Here is a 15,540-nt window from a genome sequence, read left to right as displayed (position 1 = left end):
CGGTCTCCACCGTGCCGCCAGCGGCCTCAATGGCGGCCTTGGCGCCCGCGGTCGCCCCGATGCCCTTCAGGGCCACCTTGCGCGTCAGCTCGCCCGACTTGATCACCTTGACGGTCTTGATCAGCTCGCGCACCAGCCCAGCGGCCTTCAGCGTCAGCAGGTCCACCTCGTCGGCGCCCAGCTTCTCCAGGTCGGCCAGCGTGACTTCGCCGTTGTACTTCAGCTGCGCCGACTTGAAGCCGCGCTTGGGCAGGCGGCGCTGCAGCGGCATCTGGCCGCCCTCGAAGCCCACCTTGTGGTAGCCACCGGCACGCGAGCTCTGGCCCTTGTGGCCACGGCCGGCGGTCTTGCCCAGGCCGGAACCGATGCCACGGCCGACGCGACGGCGCGCCTTCTTGCTGCCCTCTGCGGGCTTGATCGTGTTGATTTGCATCACAGCACCAGAACCAGGTAAGCGACCTTGTTGATCATGCCGCGCACAGCGGGCGTGTCTTCCAGGGTGCGCGTGCTGTTGACCTTGCGCAGGCCCAGGCCCCGCACGGTGTCGCGGTGCGACTGGCGCGTGCCAGCCACGCTCTTGACGAGCTTGACCGTGAGGGTCTTCTTTTCAGTCGAGTCGGACATGAGGTTCTCCTCTTTCAGTTGAAGAGGTCTTCAACCGACTTGCCGCGCTTGGCCGCCACTTCGGCGGGCGTCGTCGAACGCTTGAGCGCGTCCAGCGTTGCGCGGACCATGTTGTACGGGTTGCTCGAGCCCAGGCTCTTGGCGACGATGTCGGTGACACCCATCACTTCGAACACCGCGCGCATCGGGCCACCGGCGATGATGCCGGTACCAGGGGCGGCCGGCGCCATCAGCACCTTGGCAGCGCCGTGCTCACCGCGCACGTTGTGCTGGATCGAGCCGTTGCGCAGGCTGACCTTGGTCATGTTGCGGCGGGCCGATTCCATGGCCTTCTGCACCGCAACCGGCACTTCCTTGGCCTTGCCCTTGCCCATGCCGATGCGGCCGTCGCCGTCACCCACCACCGTCAGTGCGGCGAAGCTGAGCGTGCGGCCGCCCTTCACCACCTTGGTGACGCGGTTGACCGCGATCATCTTTTCCTTGAGCCCGTCGTCGTTCGCTTCGGTCTGCGCGCGGGGAGTGAACTTTGCCATTTCGGTATTCCTGTGCTGCGCGGCTTAGAACTGCAGACCGGCTTCGCGAGCCGCATCTGCCAGCGCCTTGACGCGGCCGTGATAGGCGAAACCCGAGCGGTCGAAGGCGACCTTCTCGATGCCGGCGGCCTTGGCCTTCTCGGCGATGCGCTTGCCCACCAGCGTAGCGGCGGAAACGTTGCCGCCGTTGCCACCGGTCTGGTCGCGGACTTCCTTCTCGGCTGTCGATGCGCTGGCCAGCACCTGGGCGCCATCGCCGGAGACGATGCTCGCGTAGATGTGCAGGTTGGAGCGGTGCACCGCCAGACGCACAGCACCCTGCAGCGCGATGCGCACGCGGGTCTGGCGCGAACGGCGCAGGCGTTGTTCTTTCTTGGTCATGCTCATGGCGGCGCTCCTTACTTCTTCTTCGTCTCTTTCAACACCACGCGTTCGCCCACGTAGCGGATGCCCTTGCCCTTGTAGGGCTCGGGAGGACGGAAGGCACGCACCTCGGCGGCCAGCTGACCCACCACCTGGCGGTCGGCGCCGGTGATGACGATTTCAGTCTGCGTCGGCGTGGTGACCTTGATGCCCTCGGGCATGTCCTTCACCACCGGGTGCGAAAAACCGATCTGCAGATTGAGCTTTTGACCGGCGGCCTGGGCACGGAAGCCCACGCCCACCAGGCTGAGCTTCTTCTCGAAGCCCTTGCTGACGCCACCGACCATGTTGGCCACCAGCGCGCGCATCGTGCCGCTCATCGCGTCGGCCGCAGCGCTGTCGTTGGCGGGCGTGAAGGTCAGCACGCCGGCGTTGTTCTGCACCGTGACCAGCGGGTTGGCGGCGCGCACCAGCGTGCCGTTGCTGCCCTTGACGGTGATCTTCTCTGCCGTGATGGCCACATCCACGCCTTGCGGGACGGCCACGGGCATCTTTCCTACGCGGGACATTGTTCTGCTCCCCTTAAGCGACGTAGCAAAGCACTTCGCCACCGACACCGGTCTGGCGCGCCTTGCGGTCGGTCATCACGCCCTTGGGCGTGGTGACGATGGCCACACCGAGGCCGTTCATGACTTGCGGAATCGCGTCACGGCCCTTGTAGATGCGCAGGCCCGGGCGGCTCACGCGCTCGATGCGCTCGATCACCGGCTTGCCGGCGTAGTACTTCAGCGCGATTTCGAGCTCGGGCTTGCCGGTCTCTTCGTGCACTGCGTAGCCGTCGATGTAACCCTCGTCCTTCAGCACTTGCGCGATTGCGACCTTCAGCTTGGAAGACGGCATCTTGACGGCCGACTTGTCGACAGCCTGCGCATTGCGAATGCGGGTCAGCATGTCGGCGATGGGATCACTCATGCTCATGAAATTGCTCCTGATCTTCTCGCCGGATTACCAGCTGGCCTTGACCACGCCGGGAATGTCACCCTTGAAGGCGAGCTCACGGATCTTGTTGCGCGCCAGGCCGAACATGCGGAACGTGCCACGGGCGCGACCGGTCAGCGCGCAGCGGTTGCGCAGGCGCGTCGGGTTGGCATTGCGGGGCAGCTGCTGCAGTTGCAAGCGCGCGGCATAGCGCTCTTCGTCGCTGAGCTTGGCGTCGTTGGACGTGCTCTTCAGCTCAGCGTACTTCTTCGCGTACTTGGCAACCAGCTTCTCGCGCTTTTCTTCGCGCTGCTTGACGGAAAGTTTGGCCATGGTGGTTGCCTTCAGTTCTTGAACGGGAACTTGAACGCCGCGAGCAGCGCCTTGCACTCGTCGTCGGTCTTTGCACTGGTCGTGATGCTGATGTTCATGCCACGGATCGCGTCGATCTTGTCGTACTCGATCTCGGGGAAGATGATCTGCTCTTTCACGCCGATGTTGTAGTTGCCGCGACCATCGAAGCTGCGGCCGCTGATACCCCGGAAGTCACGCACGCGCGGCAGAGCCACGGTGACGAAGCGGTCCAGGAATTCGTACATGCGCACACCGCGCAGCGTGACCATCGCACCGATGGCCTGGCCTTCGCGGATCTTGAAACCGGCGATCGGCTTCTTGCTCTTCGTGACCACGGGTTTCTGGCCGGCGATCTTGGTCAGGTCGCCCACGGCGTTGTCCATGACCTTCTTGTCGCTGACAGCCTCGCTCACGCCCATGTTCAGCGTGATCTTCTGCAGGCGGGGCACCTGCATGATCGAGGTGTAGCCGAACTTGGCGATCAGCTCGGGGACGATCTTCTCGCGGTAGATGGCCTGCAGGCGCGCTTGCACTGCAGCACCCTGGTTCGCGGGGCCCGGCTGGGCTGTCGATGCTTGTTTCTTTGCCATGACGTTCTTTCCGTTCAGGCCTTGATCTCGTCGCCCGACGACTTGAAGACGCGAACCTTCTTGCCATCGGCCAGCAGCTTGATGCCCACGCGATCGGCCTTGCCGGTGGCGGCATTGAAGATGGCGACGTTCGACTGGTGGATGGGCATGGTCTTGTCGACCACACCACCCGTCGTGCCCTTGAGCGGGTTCGGCTTGACGTGCTTCTTGGCAACGTTCACGCCCTCAACGACGATGTGGTCGGCATCGACGCGCTGCGTCACGGTGCCGCGCTTGCCCTTGTCGCGGCCGGTGGTCACGATGACCTGGTCGCCTTTGCGAATCTTGTTCATGGTCGGGTCCTAACGAAGCGGCGCTTACAGCACTTCAGGGGCCAGCGAGACGATCTTCATGAAGCGCTCGCCACGCAGTTCGCGCGTGACCGGCCCGAAGATGCGGGTGCCGATGGGCTCGAGCTTGGCGTTCAGCAGCACGGCGGCATTGCCATCGAAGCGGATCAGCGAGCCATCCTGGCGGCGCACGCCCTTGGCGGTACGCACGACAACGGCGCTGTAGACCTCGCCCTTCTTCACACGACCACGCGGCGCAGCTTCTTTGATGCTGACCTTGATGACGTCGCCGATGCCGGCGTAACGACGCTTGGAACCACCCAGCACCTTGATGCACTGGACAGACTTCGCGCCCGTGTTGTCGGCCACGTCGAGCCGCGATTGCATTTGGATCATTGTGTCTCCCCAACTTGCCCCGTTGCAGCAGAGCTGCGTCGGTCAGTCTTGGGCCCTTGGATGGGTTGAACTGCTTCGCGCCAGAGTCGCCCGCCAGGGGCAGCCGCACAGCGCGAGCAGCGAAGCGTTCGAGTATGGCACAGCTTTCAATTCGCCGTCAAGCGGCTGCTGTGCAGAAACTTGGGTCAGGCCAGCAAAGCCTTGGCCTGGGCCAACATCGTGCCGGCGTCGCTGACCTCGAACTTGCCGGGGCCTTCGACGTTCAGCGACTTCACTTCGCCGTCCACCACCAGCATCGAGTAGCGGTTCGAACGCAGGCCCATGCCGCGTGCGGTGAGGTCCAGCGTCAGGCCCGTGGCCTTGGTGAACTCGGCACTGCCGTCGGCCATCATGCGCACCTTGCCGGCGGTCTTCTGATCGCGGCCCCAGGCACCCATGACAAACGCGTCATTGACCGAGACGCACCAAATCTCGTCCACACCCGCCGCCTTCAGCGCATCGGCGTGTTCGACGTAACCAGGCACATGCTTGGCCGAACAGGTCGGCGTGTAGGCACCGGGCAGCGCGAAGATGGCGATCTTCTTGCCGGCGGTGATCTGGGCCACGTCAAAGCTGTTGGGGCCCAGGGAGCAACCGTTGCCCTCGACCTCGATGAATTCGTTCAGCGTGCCCGCGGGCAGCTTGTCTCCGACCTTCAGCATGTGCGTTCTCCTGGCGGGATAAGACAAACGACCGGAGCTGGCATCACCAGCGTCCGGCCGCTCGGCAAGAAGGCAGCCGAAGCTGCCTCACGGTGTGTCAGACCAGCTTGGCCTTTTCGAGCAGCTTGGTGACAACCCACGACTTGGTCTTGCTGATGGGGCGGCCTTCGGCGATCTCGACCAGGTCACCCAGCTTGTATTCGCCTTTTTCGTCGTGCGCGTGGTACTTGCGCGACTTGGCGACGATCTTGCCGTAGAGCTCGTGCGCGGTGCGGCGCTCGACCAGCACGGTGACGGTCTTGGCGCGCTTGTCGCTGACGATGCGGCCAACCAGCGTGCGGGTGTTCTTCACCGGCGCGGCAGCGGTTTGTGCTTCGCTCATTTCGCAGCCCTCTTCTTTTCCGCGATGATGGTCTTCACGCGAGCGATTTCACGCTTCGTGTTGCCCAGTTGCGTGTGGTTGGTCAGCTGCTGGGTCGCCTTCTGCATGCGCAGGCCGAAATGGGCCTTCAGCAGGTCAGAGACTTCCTTTTCCAGCGCCGCCACGTCCTTGGCACGCAGTTCAGATGTCTTGCTCATGGTTGCTCCTGGTCAGGTACCGACCTGGCGGGCCACGAAAGTGCAACGCAGCGGCAGCTTGGCCGAAGCCAGCTGGAACGCCTCACGTGCCAATTGCTCAGGCACGCCGTTGATTTCGTAAAGCACCTTGCCCGGCTGGATCTCGGCCACGTAGTACTCGGGGTTGCCCTTGCCGTTACCCATGCGCACTTCGGCCGGCTTCTGCGAAATCGGCTTGTCGGGGAAGATGCGGATGAAGATGCGACCACCGCGCTTGATGTGGCGGCTGATGGCACGACGGGCGGCTTCGATCTGGCGGGCCGTGATGCGGCCGCGCTCGGTGGCCTTGAGGCCGAAGTCGCCGAACGACACAGCGGCGCCACGGGTGGCGATGCCGGTGTTGCGGCCCTTGTGTTCCTTGCGGAACTTGCGACGTGCGGGTTGCAGCATCGTTATTCTCCTTTGGTCTCGCCAGCGGCCGGCGTGGCCGGCGCAGCGCGACGAACGCGCTTGACGGCCGGGCCCTTGGGGCCATCGGCGGCGGGCGATGCCGGCGCTGCGGCCGTCGTCACTTCACCACGGGGCGCGGGCGCACGGTCACCACCTGGGCGGCCACGGCCACCCGGGGCGCCCGGACGGTCGCCAGGGCGGGGGCCACGGCGGTCACGGCGCTCGTTGTCGCCTTCGGTCTTCGCCAGTTGCGGCGCTTCGCCGTTGGCCAGGCGGTCACCGCGATAGACCCACACCTTCACGCCGATGACGCCGTAGGTCGTCTTGGCTTCGCTGAAGCCGTAGTCGATGTCGGCCTTCAGGGTGTGGAGGGGCACGCGGCCTTCGCGGTACCACTCGCAACGCGCGATTTCGATGCCGTTCAGGCGGCCCGAGCTCATGATCTTGATGCCCAGAGCACCCAGACGCATGGCGTTCTGCATCGCGCGCTTCATGGCGCGGCGGAACATGATGCGCTTTTCGAGCTGCTGCGTGATGCTGTCGGCGATCAGTTGCGCATCGACTTCCGGCTTGCGGATTTCTTCGATGTTCACTGCCACCGGCACGCCCAGGCGGCGGCCCAGTTCGGCCTTCAGGTTCTCGATGTCCTCGCCCTTCTTGCCGATCACCACGCCCGGACGTGCCGAGAAGATGGTGATGCGGGCGTTCTTGGCGGGGCGCTCGATCAGGATGCGCGAGACGGCGGCGCTCTTGAGCTTCGCCTTCAGGTACTCACGCACCTTCAGGTCTTCGGCCAGCATCGTGGCGAAGTTGCCCTTGGTCGCGAACCAGCGGCTCTGCCAGGCGCGTGTGACGGCGAGGCGGAAGCCGGTCGGATGGATTTTTTGTCCCATGTTCTTTCCAGTGCCTCAGTTGCCGACCGTCACATAGATGTGACAGGTGCCCTTGCTGATGCGTGCACCGCGGCCCTTGGCGCGAGCCGAGAAGCGCTTGAGCACGGCACCCTGCTCGACGTAGATCGACTTGATCTTCAGTTCGTCGATGTCAGCGCCGTCGTTGTGCTCGGCGTTGGCCACAGCCGAATCGACGACCTTCTTGATGATGCCGGCGGCCTTCTTCTGCGTGAAGCTGAGGATGTTGACGGCCTGAGCCACGGTCTTGCCGCGGATCATGTCGGCCACCAGACGACCCTTGTCGGACGACAGGCGCACACCACGGGCGATTGCTTTGGTTTCCATAGCGTCGGCTCCTTAGCGCTTGGCTTTCTTGTCCGCGGGGTGACCCTTGAACAAGCGCGTGAGTGCGAATTCGCCGAGCTTGTGGCCGACCATCTGGTCGGTCACGTACACGGGCACGTGCTGCTTGCCGTTGTGCACGGCCACCGTCAGGCCGATGAACTCGGGCAGGATGGTGCTGCGGCGCGACCAGGTCTTGATCGGCTTCTTGTCCTTGATGGCGGCGGCCTTCTCGACCTTGGCCATCAGGTGGTGGTCCACGAAGGGACCTTTTTTCAGCGAACGGGTCATGTTCTACGACCTCACTTCTTGCGACGCGAGACGATCATCGTCTGCGTGCGCTTGTTGCTGCGAGTGCGGTAGCCCTTGGTGAGGGTGTTCCACGGCGACACCTGCGGCTGGCCTTCGCCCGTCTTGCCTTCACCACCACCGTGCGGGTGGTCGATCGGGTTCATGGCGGTACCGCGCACGGTCGGGCGGATGCCCTTCCAGCGGATCGCACCGGCCTTGCCGTACTGGCGCAGGCTGTGCTCTTCGTTCGACACTTCGCCGATGGTCGCGCGGCAGTCGATGTGGATCTTGCGGACCTCACCCGAACGCAGACGCAGCTGGGCGTAGATGCCTTCGCGGGCCATCAGCGTGACGCTGGTGCCGGCCGAACGGGCAATCTGCGCACCCTTACCCGGCAGCATTTCCACGCAGTGGATGATGGAACCCACGGGGATGTTGCGGATGGGCAGCGTGTTGCCGGCCTTGATTGGGGCCTCGGGGCCGCTGAACAGCGTGGCACCAGCCTCAACACCGCGCGGGGCGATGATGTAGCGGCGCTCGCCGTCGGCGTAGCACAGCAGCGCGATGTGGGCGGTGCGGTTCGGGTCGTACTCGATGCGCTCGACCTTCGCCGGGATGCCGTCCTTGTTGCGCACGAAGTCGACCACGCGGTAGTGGTGCTTGTGACCACCGCCCTTGTGGCGCATCGTGATGTGGCCGTTGTTGTTGCGGCCGGACTTCTGCTTCTGCGGCTCGAGCAGCGAAGCTTCCGGGGCACCCTTGTGCAGGTGCTTGTGCACCACCTTCACCACGGCACGGCGGCCGGGCGATGTGGGCTTGACCTTGATGACAGCCATGATTACGCGGCCTCCCCGGAGAAGTTGAGCTCCTGGCCCGGCTTCAGCGACACAAACGCCTTCTTGACGTGGTCGCGGCGGCCGATGGTGCGGCCGAAGCGCTTGACCTTGCCCTTTTGCACAGCCGTGGAGACCGAAGCCACCTCGACCTTGAACATCAGCTCGACCGCAGCCTTGATTTCAGGCTTGGTGGCATCGCGCAGGACCTTGAACAACACCTGGTTGTTCTTCTCGCCCAGGCGCGTGGCCTTTTCCGAGATGATCGGCGCCACCAGCACCTGGCTGAGGCGGCCTTCGTCGAACTTGCGTTCGGCAGGAGTCGGATTCATGCGGCTCATGCGAACATCTCCTTGAGCTGTTCGATCGCGCCCTTGGTCACCAGCACCTTCTTGTAGAAGACGAGGCTCAGCGGATCGGCGTAACGCGGCTCGACCACCAGGACGTTCGACAGGTTGCGCGAAGCCAGCGCGATGTTGTCGTCGATCTGGTCGGCGATCACCAGCACCGAGTTCTTGGTGTCCGTGCCCAGGCCCATGGCCTTGAACTTGGCAGCCAGCAGCTTGGTCTTGGGGGCGTCGATGCTGATGCTGTCGACCACCGCCAGACGGCCGTCACGGGCCAGCTGCGACAGGATGGACGCCATGCCGGCGCGGTACATCTTCTTGTTCACCTTCTGCGAGAAGTTCTCGTCAGGGCGGTTCGGGAAGATGCGACCACCACCACGCCACAGCGGCGAGCTGGTCATACCGGCGCGAGCGCGGCCGGTGCCCTTCTGGCGGAACGGCTTCTTGGTGGAGTGCTTGACTTCACCGCGGTCGAGCTGGGCGCGGGTGCCTTGGCGGGCGTTGGCCTGGAAGGCCACGACCACCTGGTGCACCAGGGCTTCGTTGTAGTCACGGGCGAAGACCGTGTCGGGCGCGTCCACCTTCGAGGTGGCCTGGCCTTGTTCGTTCAGGAGCTCGAGCTGCATCATTGGGCCCCTTTCTTCACACGCGCCTTGATGGCGGGGCGCACGACCACATGGCCGTTCTTGTGGCCCGGCACGGCGCCGCGCACGAGCAGCAGCGAACGGGCTTCGTCCACGCGCACGATGTCCAGGTTCTGGGTGGTGACGGTTTCGTCGCCCATGTGACCGGTCATCTTCTTGCCCGGGAACACGCGGCCCGGGTCTTGCGCCATCGAGATCGAGCCCGGCACGTTGTGCGAACGGCTGTTGCCGTGCGACGCGCGCTGCGAGCTGAAGTTGTGGCGCTTGATCGCGCCCTGGAAGCCCTTGCCCAGCGAGGTGCCCTGCACGTCGACCTTCTGGCCGGCGGCGAACACGCTCACAGGAACAACAGCGCCGGCCTTGTACTGGCCAGCGACTTCAGCAGTGACGCGGAATTCTTTGAGGACCTCACCGGCTTCGACGCCGGCCTTGGCCAGGTGCCCGGCTTCGGGCTTGGTGACACGGCTGGCCTTGCGGGTTCCGAACGCAACTTGCAGTGCGTTGTAGCCGTCGGTCGCAGCGGTCTTGACTTGCGTGACGCGGTTGTTGGACACGTCGAGCACCGTCACGGGGATGGTGTCGCCATCGTCCGTGAAGATGCGCGTCATGCCCACCTTGCGGCCCAGCAAGCCGAGCTGTTCGCTCATGCTCATGGTTTTCTCCAGCGCCCAACGATGTGGACGCCTTGTTCACGATCCCGGGAACGATTGCCCGGGGCGGGTAATGCCGTCCCTCTACCGAAGTAGAGAGCGGAAAAGCCCGCGAGTATAACCTTTGCGGGCAATCCCGCAATGGCCGTCCTCGCAGGCGGCTGCGTTTACTGCAGCTTGATCTCGACGTCCACGCCAGCCGGCAGATCGAGCTTCATCAGCGCGTCCACGGTCTTGTCGGTGGGGTCGACGATGTCCATCAGGCGCTGGTGCGTGCGGATCTCGAACTGGTCGCGGCTCGTCTTGTTGACGTGCGGCGAGCGCAGGATGTCGAAACGCTGCATGCGCGTCGGCAGGGGAACGGGGCCCTTGACGATGGCGCCCGTGCGCTTGGCGGTGTCCACGATTTCCAGAGCCGACTGGTCGATCAGCTTGTAATCGAAGGCCTTCAGGCGGATGCGGATCTTTTGCTTGGCAGACATGGCAGATCCTTATTCGATGATCTTGGCCACGACGCCGGCGCCGACGGTGCGGCCGCCCTCACGGATGGCGAAGCGCAGGCCTTCTTCCATCGCGATCGGGTTGATCAGCTTCACCGTGATGCTGACGTTGTCGCCAGGCATCACCATCTCTTTATCCTTCGGCAGCTCCACCGCACCCGTCACGTCCGTCGTGCGGAAGTAGAACTGCGGGCGGTAGTTGTTGAAGAACGGCGTGTGACGACCGCCCTCTTCCTTGCTCAGCACGTAGATCTCGGCCGTGAAGTGCGTGTGCGGCTTCACCGAACCGGGCTTGCACAGCACCTGGCCGCGCTCCACGTCTTCGCGCTTGGTGCCGCGCAGCAGGATGCCCACGTTGTCGCCCGCCTGGCCCTGGTCCAGCAGCTTGCGGAACATCTCCACGCCCGTGCAGGTGGTCTTCTGCGTGGCCTTGATGCCGACGATCTCGATTTCCTCGCCGACCTTGATGATTCCGCGCTCCACGCGACCGGTCACCACGGTGCCGCGGCCCGAGATCGAGAACACGTCTTCCACCGGCATCAGGAAGGTGCCGTCCACCGCGCGCTCCGGCGTGGGGATGTAGCTGTCCAGCGCGTCGGCCAGGCGCATGATCGCCTGCTCGCCCAGATCGCCCGTGTCGCCTTCCATGGCCAGCTTGGCGCTGCCCTTGACGATGGGGGTGTCGTCACCGGGGAAGTCGTACTTGCTCAGCAGCTCGCGCACTTCCATCTCGACGAGCTCCAGCAGCTCGGCGTCGTCCACCATGTCGCACTTGTTCAGGAACACGATGATGTAGGGCACGCCCACCTGGCGGGCCAGCAGGATGTGCTCGCGCGTCTGGGGCATCGGGCCGTCAGCGGCCGAGCACACCAGGATCGCGCCGTCCATCTGGGCGGCACCCGTGATCATGTTCTTCACGTAGTCAGCGTGACCCGGGCAGTCCACGTGCGCGTAGTGGCGGTTGGCCGTCTCGTACTCGACGTGCGCGGTGTTGATCGTGATGCCGCGCGCCTTCTCTTCCGGCGCCGCGTCGATCTGGTCGTAGGCCTTGGCCTCGCCACCGAACTTCTTCGCCAGAATCGTCGTGATCGCCGCCGTCAGCGTCGTCTTGCCATGGTCCACGTGACCAATCGTGCCCACGTTCACGTGCGGCTTCGTGCGTTCAAATTTACCTTTTGCCATTTCTCAATCTCCGGAAAAGAGCAGTGCCAGTGTTTTGGTTTTAGGTTTCCGGAGGCCTGCTGAACCGCACGCCACTGGCAGCGTGCGCCAAGCCTCCGAAGACCAGCTGAATGTTTACTTGCCGCGTGCGGTGATGATGGCGTCGGCGACGTTCTTCGGAGCTTCGCTGTAGTGCTTGAACTCCATCGTGTACGTCGCGCGGCCCTGGCTCATCGAGCGCAACGTCGTGCTGTAGCCGAACATTTCCGACAGCGGCACTTCGGCGCGGATCACCTTGCCACCGCCAGGCATGTCGTCCATGCCCTGCACCATGCCGCGACGGCTGGACAGGTCGCCCATCACGCCGCCGGCGTAGTCTTCCGGCGTTTCCACTTCCACGGCCATCATCGGCTCCAGGATCACCGGCTGGGCCTTGCGGCAGCCGTCCTTGAAGCCCATCGAAGCGGCCATCTTGAAGGCGTTTTCGTTCGAGTCCACCTCGTGGTACGAACCGAAGGTCAGCGTGACCTTCACGTCCACCACCGGGTAGCCGGCCAGCACGCCGTTGGGCAGCGTTTCTTCGATGCCCTTCTGCACCGCGGGAATGAATTCACGCGGCACCACACCACCCTTGATGGCGTCGACGAACTCGAAGCCCTTGCCCGGCTCTTGCGGCTCGACCTTCAGCACGACGTGGCCGTACTGGCCCTTGCCGCCCGACTGGCGCACGAACTTGCCTTCCACATCGGCCACGGCCTTGCGGATGGTTTCGCGGTAGGCCACCTGCGGCTTGCCAACGTTGGCTTCCACGCCAAACTCGCGCTTCATGCGGTCGACGATGATTTCCAGGTGCAGCTCGCCCATGCCGGAAATGATGGTCTGGCCACTCTCTTCGTCGGTGCGCATGCGGAAGGACGGGTCTTCGGCGGCCAGACGGCCCAGCGCGATGCCCATCTTTTCCTGGTCGGCCTTGGTCTTGGGCTCGACAGCCTGGCTGATCACCGGCTCCGGGAAGATCATCTTTTCCAGCGTGATGATGCTGTCCGGGTCGCACAGGGTTTCGCCCGTGGTGACGTCCTTCAGGCCCACGCAGGCGGCGATGTCGCCGGCCAGAATTTCCTTGATTTCTTCACGCTGGTTGGCGTGCATCTGCAGGATACGGCCGATGCGCTCCTTCTTGCCGCGGATCGGGTTGAAGACCGAGTCGCCGCTCTTCAGCACGCCCGAGTAGACGCGCACGAAGGTCAACTGGCCGACGTACGGGTCGGTCATCAGCTTGAAGGCCAGCGCCGAGAACTTCTCTTCGTCGGTACGGGCACGGGTGACCGGCTTGTCGTCTTCGTCGGTGCCGGGCACCGGCGGGATGTCCGCAGGCGAAGGCAGGAAGTCGATCACGGCGTCCAGCATGCGCTGCACGCCCTTGTTCTTGAAGGCGGTGCCGCAGAGCATCGGCTGGATCTCGGTGCTGATCGTGCGCGTGCGCAGGCCGTGCTTGATCTCGGCCTCGGTCAGCTCACCCGTTTCCAGGTACTTGTTCATCAGCTCTTCGCTGGCCTCGGCAGCGGCCTCGACCATCTGCTCGCGCCACTTGTTCGACTCTTCCACCAGCTCGGCGGGGATGTCGTGGTACTCGAACTTCATGCCCTGGCTGGCCTCGTCCCAGATGATGGCTTTCATCTTGAACAGGTCGACCACGCCCTTGAAGTTTTCTTCAGAGCCGATGGGCACCACCACGGGCACGGGGTTGGCCTTCAGGCGCGTCTTCATCTGGTCGTAGACCTTGAAGAAGTTCGCACCCGTGCGGTCCATCTTGTTGACGAACGCGAGGCGCGGCACCTTGTACTTGTTGGCCTGGCGCCAGACGGTTTCCGACTGAGGCTGCACGCCACCCACGGCGCAGTACACCATGCAGGCTCCGTCGAGCACGCGCATCGAACGCTCGACTTCGATGGTGAAGTCGACGTGTCCGGGCGTGTCGATGATGTTGAAGCGGTGCTCCGGATAGGACAGGTCCATGCCCTTCCAGAAGCAGGTGGTGGCAGCCGACGTGATCGTGATGCCGCGCTCCTGCTCCTGCTCCATCCAGTCCATCGTGGCGGCGCCATCGTGCACTTCACCGATCTTGTGGTTCACACCCGTGTAGTACAGGATGCGCTCGGTCGTGGTGGTCTTGCCGGCATCGATGTGCGCGCTGATACCGATGTTGCGGTAGCGCTCGATGGGGGTCTTGCGGGCCATGGTCTATCTCCAAATGCAGGGGCCGCCTGCGGGTTAGTGCTAACCCGCAAAGGCGGCCGGTGGGCTACGTCGTGCTGTGCTTAGAAGCGGAAGTGCGAGAACGCCTTGTTCGCTTCGGCCATGCGGTGGACTTCGTCGCGCTTCTTCACGGCACCGCCGCGGCCTTCGCTGGCCTCGAGCAGTTCGTTGGCCAGACGCGCGGCCATGCTCTTCTCACCGCGCTTGCGCGCGCTTTCCTTCAACCAGCGCATGGCCAGGGCCTGCCGGCGAACGGGGCGAACTTCCACGGGAACTTGGTAGTTCGCACCGCCGACACGGCGGGACTTCACTTCGACCATCGGCTTGATGTTGTTCAGCGCAACCATGAAGACCTCGAGGGGGTCCTTGTTGGCCTTGGTTTCAACCTGCTCGAGCGCACCGTAGATGATGCGCTCGGCGATGGCCTTCTTGCCCGATTCCATGATGACGTTCATGAACTTGGACAGATCGACCGAGCCGAACTTCGGGTCAGGCAGGATCTCGCGCTTGGGTACTTCGCGACGACGTGGCATGGGAGTCTTCCTTCTATCGTTTCAGTTGGCCGGCGCTGCTGGCGCCCGCCGCGAAAGGCCATCAGGGCCCTTCACTTACTCGGCCGCTCACCCACACAGGGAAGAGCCGGCCGCAATGGTTCGGCCGATCAGGCCTTCTTGGGACGCTTCGCGCCGTACTTGGAGCGCGACTGCTTGCGATCCTTGACGCCTTGCAGGTCCAGCGAACCGCGCACGATGTGGTAACGCACACCGGGCAGGTCCTTCACACGGCCGCCGCGCACGAGCACGACGCTGTGCTCTTGCAGGTTGTGGCCCTCACCGCCGATGTAGCTGATGATCTCGAAACCGTTGGTCAGGCGCACCTTGGCGACCTTCCGCAAGGCCGAGTTCGGCTTCTTGGGAGTGGTGGTGTAGACGCGGGTGCAGACACCCCGGCGCTGCGGGCTGTTCTGCATCGCAGGCGACTTGGACTTCGTGACTTCGACCTGACGGCCGTGGCGCACGAGCTGATTGATGGTTGGCATAAAAGTAACTTGTTCCCGTTTGAAGCTACGCAATCTTTTCGGTGGAGCGTGGGCTTCAAGTGCAAGGATGCCGGGCGGTTGCCGCAGCACGCATTCGCAAGGGTGGGCCCGGCGTGCGCCGCCTTCTTTGAACCCTGGCCCCCTGTGGATGGGCACCAGAGCAGGAGCAAGCTCCCAGGGCTGAACGCAGCAAAGTCTGCCGAAAAGCCTTCTAGTATATTCGGCCGCGCCTTCAGCAGCAAGTCAGGGGCTCGATCTGAGCGAGAGTTTGTCCGCCCCGCGCGCCGCGGTGGTGCTCGATACCAACACCGTGCTCGACTGGCTGGTCTTTCGCGAGCCCGCGGTCGCGGCCCTGGCCGCGGCGGTGGAGCAAGGGCAAGTGCAGTGGCTCGCCTGCCCGGCGATGCGCGATGAGCTGGCCCGCACACTGGGCTACCGCACGCTGGTGAAGTGGAAGCCCGACAGTGAGCGCGTGCTCGCATCTTTCGACCAGCACGCCCAGCTGCACGCCGTGCCGCCGCCGGCACCCCTGCCCTTGCGCTGCAGCGACCCCGACGACCAGGTCTTCCTCGAACTCGCGCTCGCGCACCGTGCGACCTGGTTGCTCACGCACGACCGCGCGCTGCTGAAGCTGGCGCGCAGGGCGCGGCCGCTGGGGCTGACCATCCTGCGCCCGCAAGCATGGGTGTTGCCCGCCGTGCCCTGAAC

The 15,540-nt window shown here is 64.2% G+C and carries 26 protein-coding genes and 1 pseudogene; 1 reads left to right on the top strand and 26 read right to left on the bottom strand.

Annotation, left to right across the window (positions count from 1 at the left end):
• Positions 1 to 7: 7 nt before the first annotated feature.
• The 26 genes and pseudogenes from rplO to rpsL all read right to left on the bottom strand — a co-directional run.
• Positions 8 to 433: pseudogene (gene rplO / locus EOE66_RS04370) on the bottom strand (50S ribosomal protein L15); the annotation flags it as partial.
• On the bottom strand, positions 433 to 624 hold the full coding sequence (gene rpmD, locus EOE66_RS04365; protein ID WP_054138261.1) for a 50S ribosomal protein L30: 192 nt from the start codon (positions 622 to 624) through the stop codon (positions 433 to 435). The pseudogene rplO and the gene rpmD, both read right to left, overlap by 1 nt.
• Before the next feature lie 14 nt (positions 625 to 638).
• Positions 639 to 1,157 carry a 30S ribosomal protein S5 gene (gene rpsE, locus EOE66_RS04360; protein WP_054138260.1) on the bottom strand — a complete coding sequence of 173 codons (519 nt, stop codon included), beginning with the start codon at positions 1,155 to 1,157 and terminating at the stop codon, positions 639 to 641.
• 24 nt (positions 1,158 to 1,181) lie between these two features.
• Complete coding sequence (gene rplR / locus EOE66_RS04355; protein ID WP_128227406.1) at positions 1,182 to 1,544, bottom strand: 50S ribosomal protein L18; 363 nt, start codon at positions 1,542 to 1,544, stop codon at positions 1,182 to 1,184.
• A gap of 11 nt (positions 1,545 to 1,555) precedes the next feature.
• On the bottom strand, positions 1,556 to 2,089 hold the full coding sequence (gene rplF, locus EOE66_RS04350) for a 50S ribosomal protein L6 (protein ID WP_054138258.1): 534 nt from the start codon (positions 2,087 to 2,089) through the stop codon (positions 1,556 to 1,558).
• 13 nt (positions 2,090 to 2,102) lie between these two features.
• On the bottom strand, positions 2,103 to 2,498 hold the full coding sequence (gene rpsH / locus EOE66_RS04345; protein WP_128227405.1) for a 30S ribosomal protein S8: 396 nt from the start codon (positions 2,496 to 2,498) through the stop codon (positions 2,103 to 2,105).
• A 27-nt stretch (positions 2,499 to 2,525) separates the two neighbouring features.
• A complete protein-coding gene (gene rpsN / locus EOE66_RS04340) occupies positions 2,526 to 2,831 on the bottom strand; it encodes a 30S ribosomal protein S14 (protein ID WP_054138256.1) in 306 nt (101 codons plus the stop codon).
• Positions 2,832 to 2,842: 11 nt separating this feature from the next.
• A complete protein-coding gene (gene rplE, locus EOE66_RS04335) occupies positions 2,843 to 3,442 on the bottom strand; it encodes a 50S ribosomal protein L5 (protein ID WP_128227404.1) in 600 nt (199 codons plus the stop codon).
• A gap of 14 nt (positions 3,443 to 3,456) precedes the next feature.
• On the bottom strand, positions 3,457 to 3,774 hold the full coding sequence (gene rplX, locus EOE66_RS04330) for a 50S ribosomal protein L24 (RefSeq protein WP_128227403.1): 318 nt from the start codon (positions 3,772 to 3,774) through the stop codon (positions 3,457 to 3,459).
• A 24-nt stretch (positions 3,775 to 3,798) separates the two neighbouring features.
• Positions 3,799 to 4,167, bottom strand: a complete 369-nt coding sequence (rplN, locus tag EOE66_RS04325) for a 50S ribosomal protein L14 (RefSeq protein WP_054138254.1) — start codon at positions 4,165 to 4,167, stop codon at positions 3,799 to 3,801.
• Between the two features lie 185 nt (positions 4,168 to 4,352).
• Positions 4,353 to 4,868, bottom strand: a complete 516-nt coding sequence (locus tag EOE66_RS04320) for a peroxiredoxin (protein ID WP_128227402.1) — start codon at positions 4,866 to 4,868, stop codon at positions 4,353 to 4,355.
• Between the two features lie 97 nt (positions 4,869 to 4,965).
• Positions 4,966 to 5,250 carry a 30S ribosomal protein S17 gene (gene rpsQ / locus EOE66_RS04315; protein WP_128227401.1) on the bottom strand — a complete coding sequence of 95 codons (285 nt, stop codon included), beginning with the start codon at positions 5,248 to 5,250 and terminating at the stop codon, positions 4,966 to 4,968.
• A complete protein-coding gene (gene rpmC, locus EOE66_RS04310) occupies positions 5,247 to 5,447 on the bottom strand; it encodes a 50S ribosomal protein L29 (protein ID WP_054138251.1) in 201 nt (66 codons plus the stop codon). Before rpmC ends, rpsQ begins: the two co-directional genes overlap by 4 nt.
• 12 nt (positions 5,448 to 5,459) lie before the next feature.
• Positions 5,460 to 5,876 (bottom strand): 50S ribosomal protein L16, encoded by a 417-nt coding sequence (gene rplP / locus EOE66_RS04305; protein WP_054155159.1) that lies wholly within the window; start codon positions 5,874 to 5,876, stop codon positions 5,460 to 5,462.
• 2 nt (positions 5,877 to 5,878) lie between these two features.
• Positions 5,879 to 6,769 carry a 30S ribosomal protein S3 gene (rpsC, locus tag EOE66_RS04300; protein ID WP_054138249.1) on the bottom strand — a complete coding sequence of 297 codons (891 nt, stop codon included), beginning with the start codon at positions 6,767 to 6,769 and terminating at the stop codon, positions 5,879 to 5,881.
• A gap of 15 nt (positions 6,770 to 6,784) precedes the next feature.
• Positions 6,785 to 7,114 (bottom strand): 50S ribosomal protein L22, encoded by a 330-nt coding sequence (gene rplV / locus EOE66_RS04295; protein WP_054138248.1) that lies wholly within the window; start codon positions 7,112 to 7,114, stop codon positions 6,785 to 6,787.
• 12 nt (positions 7,115 to 7,126) lie between these two features.
• The gene (rpsS, locus tag EOE66_RS04290) at positions 7,127 to 7,402 is read right to left on the bottom strand and encodes a 30S ribosomal protein S19 (RefSeq protein WP_054155156.1); all 276 of its coding nucleotides are present in this window, start codon (positions 7,400 to 7,402) and stop codon (positions 7,127 to 7,129) included.
• An 11-nt stretch (positions 7,403 to 7,413) separates the two neighbouring features.
• Complete coding sequence (gene rplB / locus EOE66_RS04285) at positions 7,414 to 8,238, bottom strand: 50S ribosomal protein L2 (RefSeq protein ID WP_128227400.1); 825 nt, start codon at positions 8,236 to 8,238, stop codon at positions 7,414 to 7,416.
• A gap of 2 nt (positions 8,239 to 8,240) precedes the next feature.
• Positions 8,241 to 8,576 carry a 50S ribosomal protein L23 gene (gene rplW, locus EOE66_RS04280; RefSeq protein WP_128227399.1) on the bottom strand — a complete coding sequence of 112 codons (336 nt, stop codon included), beginning with the start codon at positions 8,574 to 8,576 and terminating at the stop codon, positions 8,241 to 8,243.
• Positions 8,573 to 9,208: a 50S ribosomal protein L4 gene (gene rplD / locus EOE66_RS04275; RefSeq protein WP_054138244.1), complete on the bottom strand. Its 636-nt coding sequence runs from the start codon at positions 9,206 to 9,208 to the stop codon at positions 8,573 to 8,575. Before rplD ends, rplW begins: the two co-directional genes overlap by 4 nt.
• Positions 9,208 to 9,879, bottom strand: coding sequence for a 50S ribosomal protein L3 (rplC, locus tag EOE66_RS04270; protein ID WP_128227398.1), 672 nt, complete (start codon positions 9,877 to 9,879; stop codon positions 9,208 to 9,210). Before rplC ends, rplD begins: the two co-directional genes overlap by 1 nt.
• Before the next feature lie 164 nt (positions 9,880 to 10,043).
• On the bottom strand, positions 10,044 to 10,358 hold the full coding sequence (gene rpsJ / locus EOE66_RS04265) for a 30S ribosomal protein S10 (RefSeq protein WP_054138242.1): 315 nt from the start codon (positions 10,356 to 10,358) through the stop codon (positions 10,044 to 10,046).
• 9 nt (positions 10,359 to 10,367) lie between these two features.
• On the bottom strand, positions 10,368 to 11,558 hold the full coding sequence (gene tuf, locus EOE66_RS04260) for an elongation factor Tu (RefSeq protein WP_128227390.1): 1,191 nt from the start codon (positions 11,556 to 11,558) through the stop codon (positions 10,368 to 10,370).
• Positions 11,559 to 11,672: 114 nt separating this feature from the next.
• A complete protein-coding gene (fusA, locus tag EOE66_RS04255; protein WP_128227397.1) occupies positions 11,673 to 13,775 on the bottom strand; it encodes an elongation factor G in 2,103 nt (700 codons plus the stop codon).
• 80 nt (positions 13,776 to 13,855) lie between these two features.
• On the bottom strand, positions 13,856 to 14,326 hold the full coding sequence (gene rpsG / locus EOE66_RS04250) for a 30S ribosomal protein S7 (RefSeq protein ID WP_054140044.1): 471 nt from the start codon (positions 14,324 to 14,326) through the stop codon (positions 13,856 to 13,858).
• A gap of 128 nt (positions 14,327 to 14,454) precedes the next feature.
• Positions 14,455 to 14,832, bottom strand: a complete 378-nt coding sequence (rpsL, locus tag EOE66_RS04245; protein ID WP_054140043.1) for a 30S ribosomal protein S12 — start codon at positions 14,830 to 14,832, stop codon at positions 14,455 to 14,457.
• A gap of 268 nt (positions 14,833 to 15,100) precedes the next feature.
• Between rpsL and EOE66_RS04240 the strand changes: the two genes are divergently transcribed.
• The gene (locus EOE66_RS04240) at positions 15,101 to 15,538 is read left to right on the top strand and encodes a putative toxin-antitoxin system toxin component, PIN family (protein WP_245478888.1); all 438 of its coding nucleotides are present in this window, start codon (positions 15,101 to 15,103) and stop codon (positions 15,536 to 15,538) included.
• Positions 15,539 to 15,540: the final 2 nt, after the last annotated feature.

Source organism: Rubrivivax rivuli (assembly GCF_004016505.1).
Lineage (GTDB): Bacteria > Pseudomonadota > Gammaproteobacteria > Burkholderiales > Burkholderiaceae_C > Rubrivivax > Rubrivivax rivuli.
This window is presented reverse-complemented; position numbering and strand designations above follow the sequence as displayed.